Origin of the sequence: Pelomonas sp. CA6 (assembly GCF_022549225.1) — a bacterium.
Classification (GTDB): Bacteria; Pseudomonadota; Gammaproteobacteria; order Burkholderiales; family Burkholderiaceae_C; genus Roseateles.
This window is the reverse complement of sequence record NZ_JAKZFD010000008.1, coordinates 252,779-267,756: the sequence shown is the minus strand read 5'-3', so window position 1 is coordinate 267,756 and position 14,978 is coordinate 252,779. Positions and strand designations below refer to the sequence as shown.

The 14,978-nt window shown below is 71.0% G+C and carries 13 protein-coding genes; 5 read left to right on the top strand and 8 right to left on the bottom strand.

What is annotated here, in order from left to right; genetic code table 11:
* Positions 1-24 precede the first annotated feature (24 nt).
* Together LZ017_RS15115 and LZ017_RS15110 are read right to left on the bottom strand one after the other, a co-directional pair.
* Complete coding sequence (locus tag LZ017_RS15115; RefSeq protein ID WP_241397704.1) at positions 25-507, bottom strand: CreA family protein; 483 nt, start codon at positions 505-507, stop codon at positions 25-27.
* Between the two features lie 20 nt (positions 508-527).
* Positions 528-1,700, bottom strand: coding sequence for an acyltransferase (locus LZ017_RS15110; RefSeq protein ID WP_241397703.1), 1,173 nt, complete (start codon positions 1,698-1,700; stop codon positions 528-530).
* Between the two features lie 190 nt (positions 1,701-1,890).
* Between LZ017_RS15110 and LZ017_RS15105 the strand changes: the two genes are divergently transcribed.
* Positions 1,891-2,727, top strand: coding sequence for a DUF72 domain-containing protein (locus tag LZ017_RS15105; RefSeq protein WP_241397702.1), 837 nt, complete (start codon positions 1,891-1,893; stop codon positions 2,725-2,727).
* 52 nt (positions 2,728-2,779) lie between these two features.
* Positions 2,780-3,889, top strand: coding sequence for an ionic transporter y4hA (locus LZ017_RS15100; RefSeq protein ID WP_241397701.1), 1,110 nt, complete (start codon positions 2,780-2,782; stop codon positions 3,887-3,889).
* 26 nt (positions 3,890-3,915) lie between these two features.
* Here the strand turns inward: LZ017_RS15100 and LZ017_RS15095 are convergent, their stop codons facing one another.
* Both LZ017_RS15095 and LZ017_RS15090 read right to left on the bottom strand, forming a co-directional pair.
* On the bottom strand, positions 3,916-4,584 hold the full coding sequence (locus tag LZ017_RS15095; RefSeq protein ID WP_241397700.1) for a glutathione S-transferase family protein: 669 nt from the start codon (positions 4,582-4,584) through the stop codon (positions 3,916-3,918).
* A 112-nt stretch (positions 4,585-4,696) separates the two neighbouring features.
* Positions 4,697-5,056: a rhodanese-like domain-containing protein gene (locus LZ017_RS15090; protein WP_241397699.1), complete on the bottom strand. Its 360-nt coding sequence runs from the start codon at positions 5,054-5,056 to the stop codon at positions 4,697-4,699.
* A 272-nt stretch (positions 5,057-5,328) separates the two neighbouring features.
* Between LZ017_RS15090 and LZ017_RS15085 the strand changes: the two genes are divergently transcribed.
* Complete coding sequence (locus LZ017_RS15085; RefSeq protein ID WP_241397698.1) at positions 5,329-6,330, top strand: transglycosylase SLT domain-containing protein; 1,002 nt, start codon at positions 5,329-5,331, stop codon at positions 6,328-6,330.
* A gap of 2 nt (positions 6,331-6,332) precedes the next feature.
* Here LZ017_RS15085 and LZ017_RS15080 read toward each other — a convergent pair whose 3' ends face one another.
* Together LZ017_RS15080 and LZ017_RS15075 are read right to left on the bottom strand one after the other, a co-directional pair.
* Positions 6,333-7,223, bottom strand: coding sequence for a hypothetical protein (locus tag LZ017_RS15080; protein WP_241397697.1), 891 nt, complete (start codon positions 7,221-7,223; stop codon positions 6,333-6,335).
* 67 nt (positions 7,224-7,290) lie between these two features.
* Complete coding sequence (locus LZ017_RS15075; protein ID WP_241397696.1) at positions 7,291-8,289, bottom strand: alpha/beta hydrolase; 999 nt, start codon at positions 8,287-8,289, stop codon at positions 7,291-7,293.
* Between the two features lie 133 nt (positions 8,290-8,422).
* On the opposite strand from LZ017_RS15075, the gene LZ017_RS15070 reads away from it, so the two are divergent.
* Positions 8,423-9,037 (top strand): Crp/Fnr family transcriptional regulator, encoded by a 615-nt coding sequence (locus tag LZ017_RS15070; protein ID WP_241397695.1) that lies wholly within the window; start codon positions 8,423-8,425, stop codon positions 9,035-9,037.
* A 19-nt stretch (positions 9,038-9,056) separates the two neighbouring features.
* Here the strand turns inward: LZ017_RS15070 and icmF are convergent, their stop codons facing one another.
* Complete coding sequence (gene icmF, locus LZ017_RS15065; RefSeq protein WP_241397694.1) at positions 9,057-12,347, bottom strand: fused isobutyryl-CoA mutase/GTPase IcmF; 3,291 nt, start codon at positions 12,345-12,347, stop codon at positions 9,057-9,059.
* 99 nt (positions 12,348-12,446) lie between these two features.
* On the bottom strand, positions 12,447-14,258 hold the full coding sequence (locus LZ017_RS15060) for a DUF885 family protein (RefSeq protein WP_241397693.1): 1,812 nt from the start codon (positions 14,256-14,258) through the stop codon (positions 12,447-12,449).
* 73 nt (positions 14,259-14,331) lie between these two features.
* Here LZ017_RS15060 and LZ017_RS15055 point away from each other — a divergent pair, with 73 nt between their 5' ends.
* A complete protein-coding gene (locus LZ017_RS15055) occupies positions 14,332-14,955 on the top strand; it encodes an ANTAR domain-containing response regulator (RefSeq protein WP_241397692.1) in 624 nt (207 codons plus the stop codon).
* Positions 14,956-14,978: the final 23 nt, after the last annotated feature.

Here is a 14,978-nt window from a genome sequence, read left to right as displayed (position 1 = left end):
GCCAGGGGCGACGCGGGCGCGGGCTCAGCGCAGCGGGATGGGGGTGGCGCGGTCGACCGGCACCGCCGTCACGCTGTTCTGTGGCGAGCCTTCGATCAGTCGGTCGGCATAGGTCAGATAGACCAGGGTGTTGCGGCCCGGGTCGACCATGCGGACGATGCGCAGTTTTTTGAAGACCAGCGAGATGCGTTCGTTGAACACCTCCTCCTGCTTCTTCAGCGGCTGCGGGATGACGATGGGGCCGGTCTGGCGGCAGGCGATGGAGGCCTCGCTCTTGTCCTCGGCCAGGCCCAGCGCGCCCTTGATGCCGCCGGTCTTGGCGCGCGACACATAGCAACTTACGCCCTGCACCTTGGGGTCGTCATAGGCCTCGACGACGATCTTGTGGTCCGGACCGATGAACTTGAACACCGTGTCGACCTCGCCCACCGGCTCCGCATGCGGCAGCGCGGCGGGCAACAGGCCCAGCAGCAGGGCACAGAGGGGGCGGCGGCAGGGCAGAGGCATGGATTTCTCCGGGAAACGGTTCAGGCCGGACTTGTAGCATGTCCGGGCGCGCGCGGGCACCCCGGAGCGAAGTGGTCCGGCCACAGCCGGTCGCGCAGCACCAGCATCGGCCGCTCGACGAAGCGGTACAGGGCCCAGCCCAGCAGCAGGCAGCTGCCACCGACCAGCACCAGCGCGGCCGCGGAACCCGGCGCGATGCCCAGGGTGTGCAGCGGCTTGAGCCAGACAAAGCCCACCGCCTTGTGAGACAGGTAGATGGCATAGGACCACAGCGCCAGCGAGGCCGCGCCCGGGATGCGCAGCCGGTGCAGCCCGCAGCGCGGGCTCAGCGCGGCGGCCACCAGCAGCGCGAAGCTCCAGGCCACGGCGCTGTAGCCCCAGGCCGTCATCGCGTGACCATAGCCATAGCCCTCGATGTAGTAGCTGCGCAGCAGCGCGAAGCCCATCAGCGCGCAGGCGGCCAGCCCGGCCAGCAGCAAGACCTGACCCCGGCGCATCAGCGCGGCCCAGGCCTGCGGCCGGGTGTTCTTCAACAGTGCCAGCGCGACGCCGGGCAGGAACTCGTCCATGCGCGCCAGGCTGGCGTAGTAGAGATTGGGGTGATAGTCGGCCACCGCGTTGCCGGCCTCCAGGCCGTGACGCTGCCACAGCCAGGAGCGCCACGCCACCGCCGCCGCGGTCAGGCCGGCGATGCCCAGCCAGGCCCAGGTCTGCCAGCGGCGCAGGCGCAGCAGCGCCCACAGTGTCAGCGGCAGCAGCAAATAGAACTGCTCCTCCACGCACAGCGACCAGGCGTGCGAGAAGGCCGTGCCGGGCTGCAGCCCGATGTTCTGCGTGAAGCTGAGAAAGCGCCACAGCGGCGGCGGCTCGCGCCCGCCCAACTGGCCCGGCAGCAGGACGTAGGCGGCCAGCACCACGTAGAAACAAGGCAGGGTGCGCATCAGGCGGCGCGCGTAAAAGCGCCCGAAGGACAAGGTCTGTCCGCCGGTCAGGCCCTTGAGCAGCGGGTTGGCGATCAGGTAACCGCTGAGCACGAAGAACAGATCCACGCCGGTCCAGCCCAGCACGCTCATCCAGCCGAAGGTGGGCTCGCGGCTGACGAAGAGCTGGTAGTGGTGCGCGAACACCAGCAGGATGGCCAGCGCGCGCAGGCTGTCGAGGCCGTGGAGACGGGCGGAGTCGGCGTGGGGCATGGGGGGAGCGGTCGGCGGATCCGCCATTCTCGCGGTGCTCGCGCGCGGCGGCGATGCGGGACGTCCCCCAGGGGCGGGCTGCTGACAGCCGCTGGCAGCTGGCGCGTCGGGGTGGATGGCAATGCCCGCAGGCTCGCCTACGATCGCCGTCTGCGGGCCGCGGACGGTAGGCCCTGCGAAGGAGGACGGCATGGCGGACATGAGCGGTGTGGACCTGACGGTGGATCTGGGCAGTGGCATCCGCGTGGGCATCGGCGGCTGGAACTTCGAGCCCTGGCGCGACAACTTCTATCCCAAGGGCTGGCCGGCCGCGCGCGAGCTGGCGTATGCGAGCCGGCGGCTCTCCGCCATCGAGATCAACAGCACCTACTACAGCTCGCAGAAGCCCGCCACCTTCGCGAAATGGCGCGAGGCCACGCCCGAGGGCTTTGTGTTCTCGCTCAAGGCCTCGCGTTTCGCGACCAACCGGCGCGTGCTGGCTGAGGCCGGGGAGTCGGTGCAGCGCTTCGTCGACAGCGGTATCGCCGAGCTGGGCGAGAAGCTGGGCCCCATCGTCTGGCAATTCGCGCCGACCAAGAAGTTCGATCCGGTGGACTTCGAGGCCTTTGTGCAGAGCCTGCCGCGCCAGGTGGCCGGGCTGCCGCTGCGCCATGCGCTGGATGTGCGCCACGACAGCTTCCGCTGTGCCGAGTATGTGCAGCTGGCGCGCCGCCATGGCCTGGCCACGGTGCTGACCGAGTCGGACGACTACCCGGCGATTGCCGATCTGAGCAGTGATTTCGTGTACGCGCGCATCATGCGCACACGGCCCGAATTGCCGCAGGGCCTGGCGCCCGAGGCCCTGGACGCGCTGGCGCAATGCGCGCGGTGCTGGCGTGCCGGCGATCAACCGCCGGGCCTGCCGCTGGTCGTGCCGGAGCCGGTGCCGCCGCACCAGCCGCGTGAGGTCTTCCTGTTCTTCATCAGCGGCGCCAAGGAGCGCGCGCCGGCCGCCGCGATGGGGCTGATCGAGCGCCTGCAGCGCTGATCCGGTGCCCGCGCCGGCGAGGGTGTCGCCGGCCTGCACTATGCTTGGGCAGATGCGTTCATCCCCCTTTGCCCTGCTCAAGCGTCTGCCGCCTGCCCTGCCGCTGTGGACTGTTGTGGCGCCCGTCGCCGCCGTGCTGGCCCTGCTCGCCCTCGCCGGCGCGCAGTCGGCCGCGGCGCTGATCGTGATCAGCCTGCTGCTGATGGCGGCGGTGCTCGCGGCGGTTCACCATGCCGAGGTGGTCGCGCACCGCGTCGGCGAACCCTATGGCTCGCTGGTGCTGGCCGTCGCGGTCACGGTGATCGAGGTGGCGCTGATCGTTTCGCTGATGCTGGCCGGCGGCGAGTCCACCAACGCGCTGGCGCGCGACACGGTGTTCTCCGCGATCATGATCGTCTGCAACGGCGTGCTGGGCCTGTGCATCCTGGTCGGCGGCTGGCGTCACAAGGTGTTGGCCTTTCGCGTCGAGGGCACGAGTTCGGCGCTCGCGGTGCTGGCTGCGCTGTCCACGCTGACCCTGGTGCTGCCGGCGTTCACGACCAGCACGCCCGGGCCTACTTTCTCGCGCTCGCAGCTGCTGTTCGCGGGTGCGGTGTCGCTGGTGCTGTACTGCGCCTTCGTCTTCGTGCAGGCGGTGCGCCACCGGGACTACTTTCTGCCCGTCGACGACGCCGACGACAGCGAGGCCCATGCGGCGCCGCCCAGCTGGGGCGTGGCCGGCTTCGCCCTCGTGCTGCTGCTGGTCTGCCTGGTGGGGGTGGTGGGGCTGGCCAAGCTGCTGGCACCAACGATCGAACGCGCCGTGGCCGCGATCGGCGCGCCGCAGACCCTGGTGGGCGTGATCGTCGCGCTGCTGGTGCTGCTGCCCGAGACCGTCGCGGCACTGCGGGCGGCGCTGCACAACCGGCTGCAGACCAGCCTGAACCTGGCGCTGGGCTCGGGCCTGGCCAGCATAGGCCTGACCATTCCGACGGTGGCGGTGCTGTCGCCGCTGTTCCCGCATGCGCTGGTGCTGGGGCTCACGCCGGTGAGCCTGGTGCTGCTGACACTGACCTTCGTGGTCGGCGGCCTGACCCTGGGCGGCGGCCGCGCCACCGTGTTGCAGGGCGCGGTGCACCTGGTGTTGTTCGCCGTCTTCCTGTTCCTGGCCATCGTGCCCTGAGGCGCCCTGGCCGCGCCGACCCGCCCTCAGGGGCGCAGCAGCGGCGCTGGCGTGGGGTCCAGTCCCAGCGCCTGGGCGCCGTCCAGCTCGGTCTGCAGCGCGCGCCGGTAGGCCGGGCGTTCGCGCAGCCGGGCCCAGTAGGCGGCGACCGCGGGCGTGAACAGCGGCGCCAGTTCCAGATGCTCGGCCAGCAGCAGCGCGTAGCCCACCGAGATGTCGGCCGCGGTGAAGCGGTCGGCGCACAGCCAGGGCCGTTCCGCCAGGCGCGGCTCCAGCGTGCGCAACCGCGCGGCGAACCACTTCGCATAGTCCTCCGCCACCTGGGGCAGGCGGCGCTCCCGTGGCTCAAAGTGGCGGTAGCGCAGCACCAGGGTCTGCGGAAAGGTCAGGGTGGCCTCGCCGAAGTGCAGGAAGTTCAGATAGGCGCCGTGGTCTGCCTCGGCCGCCCCCACGTCCAGGCCGCCGGGGTCATGTCTTGCCGCCAGGTACTGGCAGATGGCGGCCGACTCGGTCAGGCGCACGGCGCCGTCAATCAGCAGCGGCACCGTACCCAGCGGGTTGTGCTCCAGATAGCCCCGCTGGTGCTGGCGTGGCGGGAAAGGCAGCAGCTGCAGGTGGTAGGCCTGCCCCAGCTCCTCCAGCGCCCACAGCGGGCGGAAGGAGCGGGCTCCAACACAGTGGAACAGGGTGATCATGCGTGCGGGCTCCCGGAGTCAACGGGAGGTTCGCCAGCGATCCTCCCCGTGGAGCCACAAGGCTAGCAGCACGCGATTGCCCCGTGCTGAGGCCGGGATGTCGGCGCGCGGCTCACATGCCGGGAATCAGCGTGACATGCAGCGAATGCGCCAGCTCGCGCGCGGCGCCGCCATAGCGGGCGCGGTCGTAGCCCAGCCGACGCAGCGTGGCGAGCGCGAGTTCGGCGCGCGCGCCGCTGGAGCAATAGACGACGATCTCGCGCGCCAGATCCGGGCAGAGCTCGCGCATGCGCGCCTCCAGTTGCGGCAACGGCAGGCAATGGGCCCCGGGCAGATGGCCGCTCATGAACTCGGCGAACGAGCGCACGTCCAGCAGAAAGGCGGGCTGCGCTTGCGGGCCGGCGGGTGGGGCGTCCATCGTCGCCGGCGCCGCGGGCGGCGGCGGTGCGTTGTCGGGTAGCAGGGAGCTCATCCAGACCATCGCGTACTCCTCCGGGCGGCGCCCGCGCCAGCGCGGCTTCGGGTCGCCCGGTGTTCGTTCTACACCCATCGCCGCCGCGCCGCCAGCGCGGCCGACCCATCTCACGAGACGGATATGGCGAAACAGCCGCTTTACATGAGCTCGCCATGCTGCGACGTTTGCCGTCGCCGTGGCGCGGGCTCGGCCCCCCGAGGGCGCGGGGGCGGCAGCGACATGCCGCGCGCCTACACTGTCCAGCCATGACGACAGCCGGGCGATCGATGATGTCCATGCGGCTGCGGCGCGCGGCCGCGGGCCTGCTGCTGGGCCCGTGCGCGCTGGTGGCACAGGCGCAGTTCGCCACGCCGCTGAGCCTGGACGACTTGCCCCGCCCCAGCACCCCGCCCGCTGAGCGCGGCCCGGTGCTGCCGGCGCAGGTGGAAGGCTGGCGCCGCGAGGCCGAGGCACTGGAGCACGGCGATGCCGGCATGGTGCGCGATCCGGTGCAGGCCGCCCAGCTCTACTGCCGTGCCGCCCGCCATGGTGATGCCGTCGCCCAGTACAACCTGGCCTGGATGCTGGTGAACGCGCGCGGCATCGCGCGCGACGATGCCCAGGCCGCGCATCTCTTCGCCGCCGCGGCCGAGCAGGGGCTGGCGCAGGCGCGCAACATGGCCGAGCGCCTGGGCGAACCGCGCGGCGCGGTGCCCGACTGCCTGCGCCCGCCGCCGGCCGACCCGCTGCTGAATGCGCAGGCGGCGCGCCCGCCCGGAGGCCGGGCGCTGCCGCCTCCGCTGCCGCGCAACGCGCCCGAAGTCATCGTCAAGTTCGTCCGCCTGGAGGCGCCGCTGTACAAGCTGGAGCCGCACCTGGTGCTGGCGGTGATGGCGCAGGAATCCAACTTCGATCCGCTGGCGCAGTCGCCGCGCAATGCCCAGGGCCTGATGCAGCTGATCCCCGCCACCGCGCAGCGCTTCAAGGTCGGCAAGATCACTGACCCGGTGCAGAACATCCGCGGCGGCATGGCCTACCTGCGCTGGCTGCTGGCCTACTTCCAGGGCGACCTGCCGCTGGTGCTGGCCGCCTACAACGCCGGCGAGGGCGCGGTGGACCGCTACCGCGGCGTGCCGCCCTATGCGGAGACGCGCAACTATGTGCAGCGCATCCTCGCGGCGATCAACGACCAGCGCAGCCACCCCTTCGACGCCAGCATCACGCCGCCGTCGAGCGCGCTGGAGGCCTGGCGCAAGCCGCTGGCGGGGCGCACGGAGCGCGGCGCGCCTTAGCTTCAGGCCGCCTCGTCCTGCGGGCGCAGCGCCGCCAGCAGGGACTGAGGTTCGTCCACGTAGAGGTAGAGGCAGCGCAGATCGCTGCGGCTTGAGCCGAGCAGACGCAGGCGGGTCGACTGCGGCCGCAGCAACAGTCTCACGTTGGGCGGTGCCCACGGCGTGATCACGGCGTCCTGTCGCGTCAGGCGATGTTTGGGCAGGCGGCCTCGCCACACGCCTGCTTTGAGAATGTCTGCGCGGGCAATCCGGCCATGGCCCCGGCAGCCCAGGCGCAGATACAGGAAGCGCTGATCGAGTGCGTGCCGTCCTTGCCCCATCCAGTACCGGTCGCCCAGCAGCGCCATGACCAGGCCCAGGTGCAGCAGACCGAAACCCGCGTGTCCCAGTGCACGCGCCAGGACGCCCGGCCAGACCAGCCCGATCAGGAAGTGGACCACCAGCATGTCGGCGACCGTGCAGGCCAGCAGCATGGGCATCAGATTGCGATAGCCGCTGCGCCGCAGATAGTCCAGCGGCATCGCGGCGGCCTGCGTCGCGGAACGCCGGGGAGGCGGCTGGCGGCGCAGGCCGGCCCAGGCTCCGGCACCCCAGCAGCCCAGGGTCTTGAACCAGCCCACCACTTCGGGGGGCGTGGCGGCGACCAGCACGCGCAATGGTTTCGCGCCGGCGCGCCATCGCCGGCGCGCCCGTTCCCAGTTCTCCGGCGCTTCGGCGGCTTCCTTGACGCCCAGCGCGAGCACGACAGCCCCGAACAACCATCCCCCCAGGCCCGCGCGCCATTCGCGCGGCAGCAGAAGGCTGGCAAAGACCAGAAGCCAGGCCATGCCCAGGGTGTGGCCGATGTGCTGCTGCCAGTTGCGCTGCCGCAGCGTGCGCCAGAACGCTTGCATTGCTTCTCCTTGCCGCGATGGGGCTTAGCCGCGAGCTACCGTAGCACAGGGCGGGTCGCCGAGTCGCTCAATCGGCCTCGGCCAGAAAGCCCCGCACCGCGGCGAGGCTGGCCTGCGGCTGGTCGTTGAACATGAAGTGGCCGGCATCGGCAAGGGTCTGCAGCCTGGCGTGCGACTGGGCGCTGAAGCGCTGCATCAGGCGCCGTTGGTAGGCCTCGTCCTGTGCGCGGTTGCAGGCACCATGCAGGAAGAGCACCGGGCCATGGAAGTGCTCCAGCCCGCGCGCGAAGTCGAGCGTGCGGCCCCAGGCCGGGTCGTCCATCATGCGGCCCACCGTGGCCTGGAAGGCCGGGCTGCCGAAGCGCCAGGCCTGCAGCGGCGGCTGCGCACGACTGCAGCGCGTGTTCTCGGGCTGGGTGAGCGGGAAGACAGCCTGCAGAAACCAGTCGTCGCGCGCATAGGGATCGCCCGCACTGGCGACACGCCATTTGCCCAGCCAGGCGGTGGCAAAGCCCAGCATCGCGCGCCAGCCGGGCCGGCCGCCATCGAAGGCGGCCAGGGTGTCGGCGTCGAGGAAGCCGGGCTCGGCCAGCACCAGGCGCGCGACCCGTTGCGGATGCCGGCCCGCATAGGCGCTGGCCAGCATCGCGCCCCAGGAGTGGCCCAGCAGATGCACCGGGCGGCCGGGGCTGTGGTGATCGACGATCGCGTCCAGGTCGGCGATGAAGCTGTCGACGCTGATCTGCGCCGGCGGCACGCGCTCGGACAGGCCGCTGCCCAGCTGGTCGTAGAACACGACGCGGTAGCGGTCGGCGAGCGCCGCCAGGCCCAGCAGATAGCGCGAGTCGGCTCCCGGCCCGCCGTGCAGCACGACCAGCACCGGCGCCGCCGGGTCGCCGAAGCTGCGTACATGGAAGCGGTGGCCGCGCAGCTGGAGCTGGGGCAGCTGTGGGTCCTGGTCGACGGTGGCGGGCAGCTGCATGCAGCCGGGCAGCAGGCACAGCAGGCCCAGGCCGGCCAGTCGTTGCAGCCATGGGGGACGTGAGGTGACGGTGGAGCGGGGCATGGCGGGGTGTTCCGTTCGGGGTGAGACGCCATGCTCGCCGGAGGCCGGTTCCGGCGTCGATAACATCGGATAACGCGGAGGCCGGCGCGTCATGGCGCCTGGGCACCGGCGGCGCGAGGAACCGGGGGAGACGATGCTGAACCGCGAGCCACTGACGGCCGACGATCGCCTGCGGGTGCTGCGCATCGCGCAGGCCCTGGCGCCCATCGACGAGCCGAACTTCGCCGCGCTATGGCCGGCCATGCGGGCGGTCACGCTGGCGCCCCGTCAGGCGCTGCTGGCGGTCGGCGACGCGCCGCCGACCGAGTGCTTCGTGCTGGAGGGCATTCTGCGCAGCTGGATCGGCGACGCGCAGGGGCGCACCGTGACACTGGACTTCCACACCGGCCCCGGCGTGCTCACGCCGGCTGTGGCGCGCAGCAAGGCGGGTCGCTCGCGCATCCATTGCGAGGCGCTGAGCGCTGCGCGCGTGGTGATCTTTGCTGCCGACGCGCTGAGCGCGCAGATGATCGCGCAGCCGGCGATGGCGCGCTGGGGCGACGCGGTGCTGACGCAGGAGCTGGTGCGGCGCATGGACCGCGAGCTGGCGCTGGCGACGCAGCCGGCACGGGAGCGCCTGGCGGCGCTGCTGGCCGAGCAGCCCGGGCTGCCGGACGTCGTGGCCCAGCACCATCTGGCCAGCTACCTGGGCATCACGCCGGTGAGCCTAAGCCGGCTGCGCGCGCAGGCGCGCCAGCGCGCGGACTGAGTCCGCGGCGCCGGCTGGCTCACATGCTGCGCCGGTACTGCCCGCCGACCTCGAACAGCGCGCTGGTGATCTGACCCAGCGAGCAGACGCGCACCGCGTCCATCAGCACCTCGAAGACGTTCTGGTTAGCGATCACCGCCTGCTGCAGGCGCTGCAGCAGGGCGGGCGCCTCGGCGGCATGGCGCTCGTGGAAGGCGGCCAGGCGCGAGAGCTGGCTCTGCTTCTCTTCCTCGGTCGAGCGCGCCAGCTCGATGTGCTCGGGCACCGGGTCGCCATGCGGGTTGCGGAAGGTGTTGACGCCGATGATGGGGTACTCGCCGGTGTGCTTGAGCATCTCGTAGTGCAGCGATTCCTCCTGGATCTTGCTGCGCTGGTAGCCGGTCTCCATGGCGCCGAGCACGCCGCCGCGTTCGGCGATGCGCTCGAACTCGGACAGCACCGCTTCCTCGACCAGCTCGGTCAGCTCCTCGATGATGAAAGCGCCCTGGCTGGGGTTCTCGTTCTTCGCCAGGCCCCACTCGCGGTTGATGATGAGCTGGATGGCCATCGCACGGCGCACCGACTCCTCGGTGGGCGTGGTGATCGCCTCGTCGTAGGCGTTGGTGTGCAGCGAGTTGCAGTTGTCGTAGATCGCGATCAGCGCCTGCAGCGTGGTGCGGATGTCGTTGAACGCGATCTCCTGGGCATGCAGGCTGCGGCCCGAGGTCTGGATGTGGTACTTGAGCTTCTGGCTCCGCTCGTTGGCGCCGTACTTGTCGCGCATGGCCACGGCCCAGATGCGCCGCGCGACGCGGCCCAGCACGGTGTACTCGGGGTCCATGCCGTTGCTGAAGAAGAAGGACAGGTTGGGCGCGAAGTCGTCGATGTGCATGCCGCGCGCCAGATAGGCTTCGACGAAGGTGAAGCCGTTGGACAGCGTGAACGCGAGCTGGCTGATCGGGTTGGCGCCGGCCTCGGCGATGTGATAGCCGCTGATGGAGACCGAGTAGAAGTTGCGCACGTTGTGGTGCACGAAGTACTGGGCGATGTCGCCCATGACCTTGAGGCTGAACTCGGTGGAGAAGATGCAGGTGTTCTGGCCCTGGTCTTCCTTCAGGATGTCGGCCTGCACGGTGCCGCGCACATTGGCCAGCACCCAGGCCTTGATCTTCGCGGCCTCGTCGGCGGTGGGGTCGCGGTGGTTGTCGGTCTTGAACTTGGCGATCTGCTGGTCGATCGCGGTGTTCATGAACATGGCCAGGATGGTGGGCGCCGGGCCGTTGATGGTCATCGAGACCGAGGTGCTGGGGTTGCACAGGTCGAAGCCGTCGTACAGCACCTTCATGTCGTCCAGCGTCGCGATGCTGACGCCGGAATTGCCCACCTTGCCATAGATGTCGGGCCGCGGCGCGGGGTCGGCGCCGTACAGCGTGACCGAGTCGAAGGCGGTGGACAGGCGCTTGGCCGGCATGCCCTCGGACACGAGCTTGAAGCGACGGTTGGTACGGAAGGCATCACCCTCGCCGGCGAACATGCGGGTGGGGTCCTCGCCCTCGCGCTTGAATGCGAACACGCCCGCCGTGTAGGGGAAGCTGCCGGGCACGTTCTCCAGCATCAGCCATTTCAGCAGCTCGCCCTGGCATTCGTAGCCGGGCAGCACGACCTTGCGGATCTTGTTGCCTGACAGCGTGGTGTGGACCAGCGCGGTGCGGATCTCTTTGTCGCGGATCTTCACCACGTACTCGTCGCCGCCATAGGCCTGCTGCATGTCGGGCCACTGGGCCAGCAGCTGGCGCGCATCGGCGTCCAGGCGCGTCTGGCGGGCCTGGGCCAGCTCGACCAGCGCGTCGCGCGCGTTCTGCTTGTCGGGGTTGGCCTCCAGCAGCATGCGGCTGCTCGCCTCCAGCTGCTGGATCTCGCGCGCCAGCCGGGCCTGCTGGCGCGCGCGCTTCTTGTAGGCGCGCACGCTGTCGGAAATTTCGGCCAGGTAGCGCGCGCGCGGCGGCGGCACGATGGGCGTCTGGTGCGTGCTGTAGCGCGTGGACACCTGCGGCAGCCGGCCTTCGGCGAGCGACAGGCCCAGCTCGGCCAGGCGGAGCTTCAGCGCCTGGTACAGCGCGGTGACGCCGTCGTCGTTGAAGCGGCTGGCCATGGTGCCGAAGACCGGCATCTCCTCGGGCTTCTTGCCCCAGGCTTCCTTGTTGCGCTGGACCTGTTTGGCGACATCGCGCCAGGCGTCCTGCGCGCCCTTGCGGTCGAACTTGTTGATCGCGACGAACTCGGCGAAGTCCAGCATGTCGATCTTCTCGAGCTGGCTGGCGGCGCCGAACTCGGGCGTCATCACATACATCGGCAGGTCCACGTGCGGCACGATGGCCGCGTCGCCCTGGCCGATGCCCGAGGTCTCGACGATCACCAGGTCGAAGCCGGCCACCTTGGCCGCGGCGACCACGTCGGGCAGGGCCTGCGAGATCTCGCTGCCGAAGTCGCGCGTGGCCAGGCTGCGCATGAAGACCCGGTGGCCTTGCTGCCAGGGGCCGATCGCGTTCATGCGGATGCGGTCGCCCAGCAGCGCGCCGCCGCTCTTGCGCCGCGAGGGGTCGATGGAGATCACCGCGATGCGCAGGCGGTCGTCCTGGTCCAGGCGCAGCCGGCGGATCAACTCGTCGGTCAGGCTGGACTTGCCGGCGCCGCCGGTGCCGGTGATGCCCAGCACCGGTGTCTTGATCGTGGCGGCGGCCTCGCGCAGCCGCTGCGTGAAGCCGGTGTCGGCCTTCTGGTTCTCCAGCGCGGTGATGGCCTGGGCGAGCGCGCGCCAGGCCGCCTCGGTGTGGCCCTGCAGCGCGTCGATCGAGGAGGGCGCGGCGGCGGACAGGTCCTTGTCGCAGCGCATCACCATCTCGCCGATCATGCCGGCCAGGCCCATGCGCTGCCCGTCCTCGGGGCTGTAGATGCGCACGCCATGGTCCTGCAGGTCGCGGATCTCGGCCGGCACGATCACGCCGCCGCCGCCGCCGAAGACCTGCACCGAGTCACCGCCACGGCTGCGCAGCAGCTCGACCATGTACTTGAAGTACTCGACGTGGCCGCCCTGGTAGGAGCTGACCGCGATGCCCTGCACGTCTTCCTGCAGCGCGGCCGTGACCACCTCGTCGACCGAGCGGTTGTGGCCCAGGTGGATGACCTCGGCGCCCATGCTCTGCAGGATGCGGCGCATGATGTTGATCGCCGCGTCATGCCCGTCGAACAGGCTGGCGGCAGTCACGAAGCGCACCTTGTGCGCGGGGCGGTACTCGGCCAGGGCCTGGTACTCGGCGGACATCTGGGTCATGGCTTGTCTCCTGCGTGCGGTCCGTCGTGCCCCTGCGTCTTTTGCACAGGGGTGATTCTTGACCGGCATTCTAGGGGCTGGTTGACGTTTACGTAAACGTCAACTGGACGACCATGTCCCGCCCTGGCCCGCCACCCAGGCGCGCACGCGCGCCTCCAGCAGCGGCAGCGGCAGGCAGCCTTCGCCCAGCACCTGCTCGTGGAAGGCGGGCAGGCTGAAGCCCGCGCCCAGCGCCGCCTGGGCCTGATCGCGCAACTGGCGCAGGCGCAGCTGGCCGATCTTGTAGGCCAGGGCCTGGCCCGGCCAGGCCATGTAGCGCTCGGTGGAGCGGCGGGCCTCGGCCTCGTCCAGACCCTCGATGTCCCTCATGTAGCGCATGCTCTGGGCGCGGCTCCAGCCCAGCGCGTGCAGGCCGGTGTCGGTGACCAGGCGGACCGCCCGGTGCAGGTCTGCGCGCAGATGGCCCAGGTGGGACACCGGGTCGTCCTGGTACAGCCCCATGTCGTAGCCCAGGGTCTCGGCATAGAGGGCCCAGCCTTCGCCGAAGACATCCAGCCAGCCATGCCGGCGCACGCGCGGCAGCGGCAGCTCCATCTGCCGCGCGATGTGGAAGTGATGCCCGGGCTGGCCCTCGTGCAGCAGCAGCGAGAGCATGCCGCTGCGTTCATAGGCGCGCGGGTCGGGGATCACCGCGAAGAAGACGCCGGGGCGGGAGCCATCGGCGGCCGGCGGCACGTAGTGGTCGGACGCGGTGTTGCGGCTGATCTCGGGCTCCGGCCGCACCACCAGCGGTGCGCGCGGACGGCGTTCGAACAGCCGGGGCAGGGCCTGCTCCACGCGGGCGCCCAGCTCGGCGTAGGCCGCGAGCACCTCGGCCTCCGTCGTGAAGGGGCGCAGGTCGGGACGCCAGTCGCGGCTGCGCAGGAATTCCGCCAGCGAGCCGCGGAAGCCGGCCTGCTGGCGCAGCGTCTCCAGCGCCGCCTGCAGGCGGGCCACCTCCTGCCGGCCCAGCGCGTGGATCTGCGCCGGGCTCATCTCGGTGCCGGTGTATTGGTGCACCAACTCCGCATACCAGGCGGCGCCGCCGGGCAGCGCGCCCAGGCCGGCCGTGTCGCGCGTGTGGGGCAGGTAGTCCTGCTCCAGGTAGCGCAGCAGCGCTCGCAGCGAGGGGCGCAGCTGTGTCTTCAGCACGCCGGCGTAGTCGCGCGTCCAGCGGCGGCGCTGTGTCTCGTCCTGCGTCGCGGGGAAGGCGCGCAGCGGCTGCAGATAGGGATGGCGCTCGTCGTCCGCGTCGGCCAGCTCGCGCAGCTTGGGCAGCGCGCGCTCCACCAGGTCGCGGTTGGCGACGATGCCCTGCGCCACGCCGCTGCGCAGATTGACGATGGCCTGGCGGTTCCAGGCCGGCAACTGCTGCAGCCGGCGCAGGAAGCCCTCGTACTGCAGCGCGCCGGCGAAGGTCTGCGCGCCCTGGCCCGAGGCCAGCTCGGCCAGCTGCACCGGCAGGCCGCCGTACTGGTTGATGGGCAGCAGGTGTTCGGGCAGCGCGAGCAGGGCGAGGCGGTCGCGCGCCTGCAGCGCCAGGAACTGCAGCGTCAGCCGGTCGCTTTCGGGCAGCGTGTCGGCCTGCTTCTGCAGCGGCGCGATCTGGCGCAGCAGGCGCTGCTGCAGCGCCCGGTCCCGTGCCCGCGCCTCGGGCGCGATGGTGATGGCCAGCCGCCCCTCGTAGCGAGGATCGCCGAGCAGCATGCTGCCCATCAGCGGGTCCAGCTCCAGCGTGGCGAGGAAATGCGCCTCGGCGATGCGCGCCAGCGGCTGCGAAGCCTGGGGGCCGGCCTGGGCCTGCGCGTGGCGCGCGCCCAGTGCCATCGTCGCCAGCGCCAGCAGGGTGCGGTGGCAGTCTCTGCGGTCCATGGGGTCCCTCCCTGTTTCATTGGGTGTGCGAGCCGCCGCATGGGCGGGGCACGCTTATTGCACGGTAGCAGCCATGCACGCTACCAGGAAGCCCGACCGACCGCAGCCCGGCGCTGGCCTGCGGGTGCTGCTGATCGACGATGGCGCCCACCGGGCCGACCTGCTGCGCGATGCGCTCGCGCGCCAGGGCTGCGAAGTGGTGGGCGTGCTGGCGCAGGCGGCGCTGATCCATGACTGCGTGCTGCGCCTGCAGCCGGACGTGGTCATCGTCGACGCCGAGTCGCCGACGCGCGACACGCTGGAGAACCTGGCCGCGCTGTCCGCCGCGATGCCGCGTCCGGTGGTGGTGTTTGCCGAGGACGCGGACGAGGACCCGATGCGCCGCGCGCTGAAGGCCGGCGTCAGCGCCTATGTCGTCGCCGGCCTGCAGCCGGCGCGGCTGGCGTCGGTGCTGCAGGTGGCCATCGCCCGCTTCGAGCAAGACCTGGCCCTGCGCGAGGAGCTCAGCCGCACGCAGCGCCAGCTCGCGTCGCGCAAGGAGGTGGAGCGTGCCAAGGGCATTCTGATGAACGAGCTGGGCCTGGACGAGGAGCGCGCCTTCCAGCGCCTGCGCAAGCTGGCGATGGACCGCGGCGAGCCGCTGGCGACCGTGGCGCAGCGCGTGATCGCCGCGCACGAATTGCTGCGCCCGGACTGAGGGCGCGCGCGCGGCTGCACCGC

What these genes read in the sequence shown, in the direction of transcription:
- LZ017_RS15075 (WP_241397696.1), bottom strand. Translation starts at nt 8,289, where the DNA reads ATGCCCCGCTCCACCGTCACCTCACGTCCCCCATGGCTGCAACGACTG.
- LZ017_RS15055 (WP_241397692.1), top strand. Translation starts at nt 14,332, where the DNA reads ATGCACGCTACCAGGAAGCCCGACCGACCGCAGCCCGGCGCTGGCCTG.
- LZ017_RS15095 (WP_241397700.1), bottom strand. Translation starts at nt 4,584, where the DNA reads ATGATCACCCTGTTCCACTGTGTTGGAGCCCGCTCCTTCCGCCCGCTG.
- LZ017_RS15105 (WP_241397702.1), top strand. Translation starts at nt 1,891, where the DNA reads ATGGCGGACATGAGCGGTGTGGACCTGACGGTGGATCTGGGCAGTGGC.
- LZ017_RS15070 (WP_241397695.1), top strand. Translation starts at nt 8,423, where the DNA reads ATGCTGAACCGCGAGCCACTGACGGCCGACGATCGCCTGCGGGTGCTG.
- LZ017_RS15115 (WP_241397704.1), bottom strand. Translation starts at nt 507, where the DNA reads ATGCCTCTGCCCTGCCGCCGCCCCCTCTGTGCCCTGCTGCTGGGCCTG.
- LZ017_RS15085 (WP_241397698.1), top strand. Translation starts at nt 5,329, where the DNA reads ATGTCCATGCGGCTGCGGCGCGCGGCCGCGGGCCTGCTGCTGGGCCCG.
- LZ017_RS15090 (WP_241397699.1), bottom strand. Translation starts at nt 5,056, where the DNA reads ATGAGCTCCCTGCTACCCGACAACGCACCGCCGCCGCCCGCGGCGCCG.
- LZ017_RS15110 (WP_241397703.1), bottom strand. Translation starts at nt 1,700, where the DNA reads ATGCCCCACGCCGACTCCGCCCGTCTCCACGGCCTCGACAGCCTGCGC.
- icmF (WP_241397694.1), bottom strand. Translation starts at nt 12,347, where the DNA reads ATGACCCAGATGTCCGCCGAGTACCAGGCCCTGGCCGAGTACCGCCCC.
- LZ017_RS15060 (WP_241397693.1), bottom strand. Translation starts at nt 14,258, where the DNA reads ATGGACCGCAGAGACTGCCACCGCACCCTGCTGGCGCTGGCGACGATG.
- LZ017_RS15080 (WP_241397697.1), bottom strand. Translation starts at nt 7,223, where the DNA reads ATGCAAGCGTTCTGGCGCACGCTGCGGCAGCGCAACTGGCAGCAGCAC.
- LZ017_RS15100 (WP_241397701.1), top strand. Translation starts at nt 2,780, where the DNA reads ATGCGTTCATCCCCCTTTGCCCTGCTCAAGCGTCTGCCGCCTGCCCTG.